The sequence below is a fragment of the Mycobacteriales bacterium genome, assembly GCA_035550055.1.
Lineage (GTDB): Bacteria > Actinomycetota > Actinomycetes > JAFAQI01 > JAFAQI01 > DASZTV01.
Window position 1 is genome coordinate 67,434 of record DASZRO010000120.1, and the last position, 9,902, is coordinate 77,335.

The 9,902-nt window shown below is 69.9% G+C and carries 8 protein-coding genes; 4 read left to right on the plus strand and 4 right to left on the minus strand.

Translation table 11 applies throughout. The annotated features are described in order from the left end of the window. Positions 1-7 precede the first annotated feature (7 nt). On the plus strand, positions 8-1,045 hold the full coding sequence (rlmN, locus tag VG899_17435) for a 23S rRNA (adenine(2503)-C(2))-methyltransferase RlmN (protein ID HWA68148.1): 1,038 nt from the start codon (positions 8-10) through the stop codon (positions 1,043-1,045). Then, the gene (locus tag VG899_17440) at positions 1,045-1,773 is read left to right on the plus strand and encodes a G1 family glutamic endopeptidase (protein ID HWA68149.1); all 729 of its coding nucleotides are present in this window, start codon (positions 1,045-1,047) and stop codon (positions 1,771-1,773) included. Before rlmN ends, VG899_17440 begins: the two co-directional genes overlap by 1 nt. Here the strand turns inward: VG899_17440 and VG899_17445 are convergent. Continuing rightward, a complete protein-coding gene (locus tag VG899_17445; GenBank protein HWA68150.1) occupies positions 1,745-3,040 on the minus strand; it encodes an FAD-dependent oxidoreductase in 1,296 nt (431 codons plus the stop codon). The genes VG899_17440 and VG899_17445 overlap by 29 nt on opposite strands. 23 nt (positions 3,041-3,063) lie before the next feature. Then, positions 3,064-4,452, minus strand: coding sequence for an aspartate aminotransferase family protein (locus tag VG899_17450; protein HWA68151.1), 1,389 nt, complete (start codon positions 4,450-4,452; stop codon positions 3,064-3,066). Positions 4,453-4,528: 76 nt separating this feature from the next. Between VG899_17450 and VG899_17455 the strand changes: the two genes are divergently transcribed. Beyond that, positions 4,529-5,947, plus strand: a complete 1,419-nt coding sequence (locus VG899_17455) for a gamma-aminobutyraldehyde dehydrogenase (protein HWA68152.1) — start codon at positions 4,529-4,531, stop codon at positions 5,945-5,947. A gap of 9 nt (positions 5,948-5,956) precedes the next feature. Here the strand turns inward: VG899_17455 and VG899_17460 are convergent, their stop codons facing one another. Beyond that, positions 5,957-7,630, minus strand: a complete 1,674-nt coding sequence (locus VG899_17460; GenBank protein ID HWA68153.1) for an APC family permease — start codon at positions 7,628-7,630, stop codon at positions 5,957-5,959. A gap of 54 nt (positions 7,631-7,684) precedes the next feature. On the opposite strand from VG899_17460, the gene VG899_17465 reads away from it, so the two are divergent. Beyond that, a complete protein-coding gene (locus VG899_17465) occupies positions 7,685-8,902 on the plus strand; it encodes a saccharopine dehydrogenase C-terminal domain-containing protein (GenBank protein ID HWA68154.1) in 1,218 nt (405 codons plus the stop codon). Here VG899_17465 and VG899_17470 read toward each other — a convergent pair. Beyond that, a partial coding sequence (locus VG899_17470; GenBank protein ID HWA68155.1) for an aminotransferase class III-fold pyridoxal phosphate-dependent enzyme occupies positions 8,888-9,902 on the minus strand: 1,015 nt, incomplete at its 5' end. The two genes, VG899_17465 and VG899_17470, sit on opposite strands and share 15 nt — an antisense overlap.

Here is a 9,902-nt window from a genome sequence, read left to right on the forward strand (position 1 = left end):
GGACATCGTGAGGCCCGCGAAGCCGCCACGCCACCTGGCTGACCTCACCGCGGAGGAGCGCCGGGCAGCGGTCGCGGCGGCGGGCGAGCCGGCGTTTCGGGCCGAGCAGCTCTCGCGCAACTACTTCGCCCATCACGGTGACCGTGACGCGATGACCGATGTGCCGGCGCGGGACCGGGAGCGACTGGCGGAGGAGTTCCTGCCGCGATTGCTCGATCGGGTCCGCGACATCGAGTGCGACAACGGCCAGACCCGCAAGACGCTTTGGCGCCTCGTCGACGGCTCGCTGGTGGAGAGCGTGCTGATGCGCTACCCGGACCGGGTGACGATGTGCGTCTCGTCACAAGCCGGGTGCGGCATGGGCTGCCCGTTCTGCGCGACCGGTCAAGCGGGCTTGACCCGGAACCTGTCGACCGCCGAGATCGTCGGACAGGTCGTGCTCGGCGGTCGCGGCGAGGTCGACAACATCGTGTTCATGGGGATGGGTGAGCCGCTCGCCAACTACTCGGCCGTGGTCGGCGCCCTGCGACGGCTCACGGACCCGCTGCCGGCCGGTGCCGGCATCGGGCAGCGGCACATCACGGTGTCGACGGTCGGCCTGGTGCCGGCCATCGATCGGCTGTCCGGCGAGGGCCTTCAGGTCAACCTCGCCGTCTCGCTGCACGCGCCCGACGACGAGCTGCGTGACACGCTCGTGCCGGTCAACCTGCGCTGGAACGTCGCCGAGGTGCTCGACGCGGCCTGGCGCTACGCCGCAACCACGAAGCGCCGGGTGTCGTTCGAGTACGCGATGATCCGCGACGTCAACGACCAGGCGGATCGGGCCCACCTGCTCGGTTCGCTGCTCGCCGGCAAGCTCGCCCATGTCAACCTGATCCCGCTCAACCCGACACCCGGCTCGCAGTGGACCGCCACCAGTCGCGAGCGCGAGACCGAAATGGTCCGGATCCTGCGCTCGTACGGCGTGTCCACCACGGTCCGGGACACCCGAGGGCGCGAGATCGACGGTGCGTGCGGGCAGCTCGCCGCACTCGAGGCGTCATGATGGCCACGGCCGGGACGACGTCTTCGCCGGTCCGGCGGCGGGCGGGCGTGGTGACCGCCGCGGTCGCGCTCTGCGCGCTGACCGCGACGACCGCCGCGGACGCGTCGGTGACACCGAAGCGCAGCCCGATCTTCGCCGGCTACGCGGTGTCCAACCCCGGCAAGCCGGTCCGGCAGGTCACCGCGACTTTCGTCGTTCCGACCATCACCTGCGTGAACAGCTTCAGTGGGGTCGGTCCGTCCGTCCTCGTGTACTCGAACATCAACGCGCGGACCGGGGCGCACACCACATCAGGCGCCGGCGTCGGCGTGGCGTGCGAGGACGGCGGGGCGGTCTACGAGTCGGTGATGCTCGTGGACAACAAGGCGTTCAACGACTTCGAGCTCGATGCGGGGGACACCGTCGAGGTGTCGGTCCGGGTGGTCCCGGCCGGGACCGTGGTGAGTCTGGACGACGTCACCTCGGGCGCGTCGAAGAGCCGGACCGGCGCCGGCCGCCGGGGCGTGCAGACGTTCATCGGCGACAACAGCGTCGTGGTCGACGGCCAGAGCGGCAGCCTCGACCCCTTCACCGCCTCGCAGGTCAGCGACGTACGGGTGAACTCGCGGCCGATCGGCACGCAGCACCCGTTCCGATTCCAGTGGGTGCGCCGAGGGACGACGCTCGTATCAGCGAGCCCGCTGACCGGCGGCGAAGACTTCACCCTGACTTTCCGATCAGGCGGCTGAGGCCGGCCGCAACAGCGGAGGACCGTCCGGTACGCCGCTCGGCCCGGTCGGCCGCGGCCATCGCGGCGGTCATTGCGCAGATGCCGAGCCAGCGCAGCGGCTCCGGCTCCCAGTCGGGGGAGCGGTGGCCCACCCACGGCAGCCTGGTCAGATCGGTGTCACGACCGAGGATCAGGTCGGCGAGCGTCTCACCGGCCAGGGCCGAGCACGCGACGCCGTCGCCGACGTAGCCGCCCGCTCGTGCGATGCCACTGACCGGATCGAACCGGACCGACGGCATCCAGTCGCGCGGGACGCCGAGGACGCCACCCCACCGGTGAGTGACCGCGGCGGCGGCTGCCTGCGGGAACAGCTCCTGCATCGTGCGCTGCAGAGCGGCGTGAGTACGCGCGTACCCGACTTCGCCATCGGTGCGTGACCCGAATCGGTACGGCGCCCCGCGCCCGCCCAGAACTATCCGGTCGTCGTGGCTGCGCTGCGCATAGACGATCAGGTGCCGGTCGTCGGTGAGCGTCTCCCGACCCGCCCAGCCGATCTCCTCCCAGACCGGCGCGGGAAGCGGCTCGGTGGCGATGACGAGCGAGCGCACCGGCGCGAGCCGGCGACGCTGTCCCGGCAGCTCGCAGGAGTAGCCCTCTGTGGCCTGGACGACGACCTCGGCGCGCACCGTTGCGTGCGGCGTGACCAACGCACCGGGTCGTACGTCGAGCACGGCCGTGTGCTCGAAGATCTCGCCGCCCTGCGCTTCGACCGCCTGCGCCAGCCGGCGGACCAGCATGCCGGGGTGGATGGCCGCACAGTCGGGGTCGAAGACCGCGCCGCTGGCCCCCGCCACCCGCACTCGGGCGCGGGTGGCGTCCTGCGAGAGCCAGCCGTCCCGGTCGCCGAGTCGGTGCGTCTGCGCGGCGCCGCGCGCCAGGGTCAGCGTGCCGCCTTTCGCGTAGGGGACGTCGTGCTCGCGGCACCAGGCGCCGATCTCGTCGACCACGCGCACCAGCGCGCGCCGCATCGCACCCGAGGGGTCGCGACCAGGGAACAGTGCCGAGCACCAACCGCCGTTTCGCCCGGAGGCGCCCCATCCCGCGATCTCCCGCTCGATGACGGCAACCCGCAGCGACGGCTCGCGACGCAGGAGGTGGTGTGCCGTCCACAGCCCGGTGTACCCGGCGCCGACGATCGCGACGTCCGCGCTGCGGTCGCCGGGCAGCTGCGGTCGCGGTGTCAGGTCCTCGCCACAGGTGTCCAGCCAGAGCGAGCGATTCGTCACTCGCGGCTTCGGCGCTCGGAAGGTCAGAGCTTCGTCCAGGCCTCGGTCAGCACACCGCGCAGGATTTGTTCCATCTCCTCGAATTGGGCGGGCTCGCAGATCAACGGCGGCGCCAGCTGGATCACCGGGTCGCCGCGGTCGTCGGCACGACACACCAGCCCCGCCTCGAACAGTGCCGGCGACAGGAAGCCGCGCAGCAGCCGCTCGCTCTCGGCGTCGTCGAACGTCTCTCGGGTCGCCTTGTCCTTGACGAGCTCGATCCCGTAGAAGTAGCCGTCGCCGCGTACGTCGCCGACGATCGGCAGGTCGCGCAGGCGCTCCATCGCGGCCCGGAAGCCGGCCTCGTTCGACAGCACGTGCGGCAGGAGGCCGTCGCGCTCGAAGATGTCGAGGTTCGCCATCGCGACGGCGCACGACACCGGATGGCCGGCGAACGTGATGCCGTGCAGGAACGAGTTGGTCCCGGACAGGTAGGGCTCGATCAGCCGGTCGGAGACCAGCATGGCGCCGATCGGCGAGTAGCCGCTCGTCATTCCTTTGGCCACGGTGATGATGTCCGGCGTGTAGCCGTAGCGCTGTGCGCCGAACCAGTGGCCGAGCCGGCCGAACGCGCAGATCACCTCGTCGCTGACCATCAGCACGCCGTACCGGTCACAGATCTCGCGTACCCGCGCGAAGTACCCCGGGGGCGGTGTGAAGCAGCCCCCGGAGTTCTGCACCGGCTCGAGGAACACCGCCGCGACCGAGGACGGACCCTCGCGCAAGATGGCGCGCTCTATCTCCTCTGCCGCCCACACCCCGAAGCGTTCGAGGTCGTCGCCGTGCTCGGGCGCGCGGTAGAAGTTCGTGTTGGGGACCCGCACGCCGCCTGGAACGAGCGGCTCGAACGGCGCCTTGATGGCTGGCACCCCAGTGATGGACAGCGCGCCGAGCGTCGTGCCGTGGTAGGCGATCTCGCGGCTGATGACCTTGTAGCGGCCGGGTTCGCCGGTCAGCTGGAAGTACTGGCGGGCGAGCTTCCAGGCGCTCTCGACGGCTTCCGAGCCGCCGGTGGTGAAGAACACCCGGTTGAGGTCGCCAGGCGCGTAGGACGCCAGACGTTCGGCGAGCTCGACGGCACTCGGATGGGCGTAGCCCCACAGCGGGAAGTAGCCGAGCTGCGTGGCCTGCTTGCCCGCCGCGTCGGCGAGCTCCTGCCGGCCGTGCCCGGCTTGCACGACGAACAGGCCGGACAGGCCGTCGAGGTAGCGCTTGCCGTGGCTGTCCCAGACGTAGGCACCCTCACCGCGTTCGATGATGGGCACCTCGTGGTCGGCGTACGCCGACATCCGAGTGAAGTGCATCCAGAGATGGCGGCGAGCCGCCTCGGACAGGTCCGAGCTCGTGCCAGCGGTGCCGGGGCCAGTGGACATGGGGCGCCTCCGCGCAAGATCAGCTTCTGTTCCGACACTAGTGTCCCTGCCGGTCGCGGCGAGGCAGGATGGCCGCATGGAGCTGCGCAACTTTGTCGGGGGCAGGTCGGTCGCTGCCAAGAGCGGCCGGACGATCGACGTGGTGGACCCGTCGACCGGGGAGGTCTACGCCCAGGCGCCGGTCTCGGGTGACGAGGACGTCGACGCGGCAATGTCCGCGGCGGAAAGCGGTTTCGCGGTCTGGCGCGAGAGCACTCCGTCGCAACGACAGAAGGCGCTGCTCGACATCGCGGATGCGATCGAGGCTCGCGCCGCGGAGATCGTCGACGTCGAGTGCCGCAACACCGGCAAGCCTCGCGGCCTGACGATGTCCGAGGAGATCCCGCCCGCGGTCGACCAGATCCGGTTCTTCGCCGGAGCGGCGCGGGTGCTCGAGGGGCGATCGGCGGGGGAGTACCTCGCCGGACACACGTCCATGATCCGCCGGGAACCGGTGGGAGTCTGCGCGCAGGTCACGCCGTGGAACTACCCGATGATGATGGCCGTCTGGAAGTTCGCGCCCGCGATCGCGGCGGGCAACTCCGTGGTCCTCAAGCCCTCCGACACCACGCCGGCGAGCACGATCATGCTTGCCGAGATCGCCGCTGAGTTCCTGCCGCCGGGGGTGCTCAACGTGATCTGCGGCGACCGCGACACCGGCCGGTCGCTCGTGAGCCACCCCACCCCTCAGATGGTGTCGATCACGGGCAGCGTGCGCGCGGGTGGCGAGGTCGCCGCGGCCGCCGCAGGTGACCTCAAGCGGGTTCACCTCGAGCTCGGCGGCAAGGCGCCCTGCATCGTCTTCGACGACGCCGACCTCGAAGCCGCGGTCGACGGGATCGCGGTGGCCGGCTACTTCAACGCAGGTCAGGACTGCACCGCCGCGACCCGGGTGCTTGCCGCGCCTGGGGTCTACGGCGACTTCGTCGACGCGTTGACCGAAGCCGCGAAAGGCCAGACGGTCGGCGCCCCCGACGACGACGCGGACTTCGGTCCGCTCAACAACGCCGGCCAGCTGGAGCGGGTGTCGGGCTTCGTCGATCGGGTGCCGTCGCACGCGTCGGTCCGCAGCGGCGGTCACCGCATCGGCGATCGTGGCTTCTTCTACGAGCCCACCGTCGTGGCCGACCTTCGCCAGGACGACGAGATGGTGCAGAACGAGATCTTCGGGCCGGTGATCACCGTGCAGCGCTTCGACGACGAGGCCGAAGCGCTGCGCTGGGCCAACGGCGTGAAGTACGGCCTCGCGTCATCGGTCTGGACGCGTGATCACGGGCGAGCCATGCGCATGGCGAAGTCGCTGGACTTCGGCTGCGTGTGGATCAACACCCACATCCCGTTGGTCGCCGAGATGCCGCACGGCGGGTTCAAGCACTCGGGCTACGGCAAGGACTTGTCGATGTACGGGTTCGAGGACTACACCCGCATCAAGCACGTCATGACCAGCCTCGGGTAGCCGCCGGACCTAGGTCTCGAGCGCGTCCGGCGGCACCAGCGGCGCTCCCGGCGGCACGTCGTCGGAGCTCAGCGAGGGCGGCGTACCGATTGCCAAGCCGGTGGACTCCGGGACGAGGGTCGGGGTGGCCGAGTTGAGCACCTCGCCGCGGAAGAAGGCCGGTCGGGCGATCCCGTACGCCGCCATCGCGATCAGCCCGACGAGCGCCGCGAGAATGACGAGCAGCGCGACGCCGCCGATGTCCCAGTGCGGCGCAAACGGCATCTGCCACGACGTGAAGCTGGACTCGATGTTCAGGATGCCGGGGTTCGACGACGTCGGGCTGAGCCAGTTGAGGTACATGCTCCAGCCACCGACGAAGAACAAGATGGCGGCGCCGAGCGTCGGGATGACCCCCTGCATGAAGAAGTCGCGGGTGTTCTTGGTGAGCGTCTTTCGGTAGTACCAGGTGCACGCGAGCCCGGTGGTGCCGTAGTACAGCGCGATGAACACGCCGCACGACGTCACGGAGTCGGCGATGACGTTTCCGTGAGAGAGGTAGTTGAAGACCACGTACAGCACGGCCGACACGCCACCCATCACGAGTGTCGAGACGGTCGGGGTGAGGTACTTCTTGTGCACCTTGGCGAACGAGGACGGGATGGCTCGATAGACCGCCATCGCGAGCGTGGTGCGAGCCGTCGGCAGGATCGTGGTCTGGGTCGACGCCGCGGCGGAGCTGAGCACCATCAACAGCAACAGCTTCAAGAAGACGGTGCCCACCCAGTTGTGACCGAACACGGCGTGCCCCAGTACGGAGAGCACGTCGTTCACGTTGGCTGAGTTCGCCAGCCCGATGCCCTTGTCGCCGATCCCGGCGAATGCCTGCGCCGCGAACGTGACGACGAAGTAGATCGCCAGCAACAGGATGGTCGAGATCACCGCGGCCCGACCCGGCGTCCGTTGCGGGTCCGCCGTCTCCTCGTTGACCGTGACGGCGGTGTCCCAGCCCCAGTAGATGAAGATCATCAGGATGAAGCCGGCGACGAACGCCGACACCGACGAGATGCCGAACGGGTTGAGCCAACCCCACGACGGCGAGATGTGAGACGCCGGCGCGTGGCCGGTGCCGACCCGCACCAGCGCGACGACGGCGAAGATGACGAGCATCCCCGCCTCGATCGCGAGCAGGCCCTTCTGCATGTTCGCGGACACCTCGATGCCGCGGTAGCAGATGTAGGTCATGACGGCGAGCCAGACCAGCCCGACGAGCAGGACCCAGCCGCTGGCGGCGTTGCTCCCGATGCCATGGGCGCCGAAGAGCAGGAAGACGTACTGGCCGGCGATCTGCGCGAGGCTGGCCATGATCAGGACGTCGGAGGCGATGATGCCCCAGCCGCCGGCGTACCAGCCGGTCTTCGGGCCGAACGCCCGCGTGGCCCACGTGAAGGTCGTGCCGCAGTCCGGGTCGGCCTTGTTCATCTCGTTGTAGCCGATCGAGATCATCCACATCGGGATGAACGCGAGGATCACGACGATCGGCGTGTGCACCGTTGCGTGTAGCACGATGTAGCCGAGGGTCGCCGCGAGGCTGTACGCCGGCGCCGTGGAGGCGACCCCGACCACGACTGTCGACCACAGGCCGAGCGCGCCGGACTTGAGTCCCTTCGCACCAGCCGCCGGGTTCTCGGTGATCGTGGTCATGCCGCCCCTCCCGCACGCCCTGGTGGATCTTGCGTTGGACGCTACTGTCCCGGAATGCGCGTTGTCATGATCGGCGCGGGCGGCGTCGGGGGCGCCGCCGCACTCATCGCGAAGCGCCGCGACTTCCACGAGGAGTTCGTCGTCGCCGACTTCGACGAGGCCAGGGCACGCGGCGTCGCCGACCGGGTCGGGGATCGGCGCTTCCGATCCGCGCAGCTCGACGCCTCCGACACCTCGGCGGTTGCCGAGCTGTTGCGCACCGCTCGCGCCGACGTCGTTCTCAACGCGTGTGACCCGCGGTTCGTGATGCCGATCTTCGAGGCGGCGCGCGCGACTGGCACGACGTACCTCGACATGGCGATGTCGTTGTCCCACCCGCACCCCGAACAGCCGTACGCCAAGACCGGGGTGATGCTCGGCGACGCGCAGTTCGCGGTGTCGGAGGACTGGGAGCGGGCTGGCCTGCTCGCGCTCGTGGGGATCGGCGTCGAACCCGGCTTGTCGGACGTCTTCGCCCGCTACGCGGCCGACGAGCTCTTCTCCCGGATCGACGAGGTCGGGGTGCGCGACGGGGCGAACCTCGTCGTCGACGGTCACGACTTCGCGCCGACGTTCTCCATCTGGACCACGATCGAGGAGTGCCTGAACCCGCCGGTCGTCTGGGAACGGGACCGCGGCTGGTTCACGACGGCGCCGTTCTCCGAACCGGAGGTGTTCGACTTCCCGGAGGGGATCGGGCCGGTGGAGTGCGTCAACGTCGAGCACGAAGAGGTGGTGCTGATCCCTCGCTGGGTCGACGCGAGCCGGGTGACGTTCAAGTACGGGCTCGGCGAGGAGTTCATCTCGGTGCTGCGCACGCTGCACAAGCTCGGGCTCGACCGGACGGATCCGGTGGCGGTCGGCTCCGCTCGGGTGTCGCCGCGGGACGTCGTCGCGGCGTGCCTACCCGACCCCGCGACACTCGGCGAGGCGATGCGTGGTCTCACCTGTGCGGGCACGTGGGTGACCGGGTCCGGCAAGGACGGGGCACCGCGCGAGGTCTACCTCTACCAGGTCGCCGACAACGAACGATGCATGCGCGAGTGGGGCTCGCAAGCCGTCGTGTGGCAGACCGCCGTGAACCCGGTCGTCGCGATGGAGCTGCTCGCGGCAGGGGTGTGGTCGCAGGCCGGCGTGCTCGGCCCTGAGGCGTTCTCCCCGCAGCCGTTCCTCGACCTGCTCGCTGACTACGGCGCCCCATGGGGCATGGTCGAACGGTCAGTCGACGGTTGAGGTCAGCACCTCGGTCAGGACGTCGAGTGCGTCGGTGAGCAGGTCGTCGGAGATGACCAGCGGAGGCAGGAAGCGCAGGACGTTTCCGAAGGTGCCTGCGGTCAGCACGAGAACGCCCTCCGCGTGACAGCGAGCGGCGACCGCCGCGGTGAGCGCCGCGTCGGGACTCCTCCCGTCCGTGCCGACGAGCTCGACCGCAACCATCGCGCCGCGACCCCGTACCTCGCCGATGCGAGAAGTGCGGCCCTGCGCGTCGCGAAGTGAGGCGGTCATCCGGGTGCCGATGGCGCTCGCGCGCGCCCGCAGCCCGTCGGCTTCGATCGTCTCGATCGCGGCGAGGGCAGCAGCGCACGACAGCGGGTTGCCGCCGAACGTGCCGCCGAGCCCGCCCGGGTGGACCCGGTCCACGACGTCGGCGCGAGCCGTGATGCCACCGATCGGCAGGCCGCCGCCCAGGCCCTTTGCGGTGGTCACGATGTCCGGCACGACCGACTCGTGCTCGCAGGCGAACCACGCCCCGGTGCGGCCGAGTCCGGTCTGCACCTCGTCGGCGATCAGCAGCGCGCCGCTTGTCCGGCACCACTGCGCAAGACCGGCGAGCCAGCCGGGCTCGGGAACGATGAAGCCGCCTTCGCCGGCGATCGGCTCGACGACGACTGCGGCGACGCTGTCGGCGCCGATCGTCTTGTCGAGGAACGCCAGGGTCGAACCCAGATCGCCCGTGCCACGGAACGGGTAGGAGTACGGCGCCCGGTAGACCTCGGGGGCGAACGGCCCGAAGCCGCGCTTGTACGGCATGGCCTTGCCGGTGAGCGTCATGGCGAGCAGGGTGCGCCCGTGAAAGCCGTGGTCGAACGCGACGACCGCCTGCCGGCCGGTCGCATACCGGGCGATCTTGACGGCGTTCTCGACGGCTTCCGCCCCGGAGTTGACCAGGAACGAGCGCTTGTCGTGATCGCCGGGGGTGAGCTCGTTGAGCCGTTCGCACACGGCGACGTAG

Excerpts from the sequence above, each read along its gene's own strand:
- VG899_17440 (HWA68149.1), top strand. The coding sequence starts at position 1,045 with ATGGCCACGGCCGGGACGACGTCTTCGCCGGTCCGGCGGCGGGCGGGC.
- VG899_17455 (HWA68152.1), top strand. The coding sequence starts at position 4,529 with ATGGAGCTGCGCAACTTTGTCGGGGGCAGGTCGGTCGCTGCCAAGAGC.
- VG899_17465 (HWA68154.1), top strand. The coding sequence starts at position 7,685 with ATGCGCGTTGTCATGATCGGCGCGGGCGGCGTCGGGGGCGCCGCCGCA.
- VG899_17450 (HWA68151.1), bottom strand. The coding sequence starts at position 4,452 with ATGTCCACTGGCCCCGGCACCGCTGGCACGAGCTCGGACCTGTCCGAG.
- VG899_17460 (HWA68153.1), bottom strand. The coding sequence starts at position 7,630 with ATGACCACGATCACCGAGAACCCGGCGGCTGGTGCGAAGGGACTCAAG.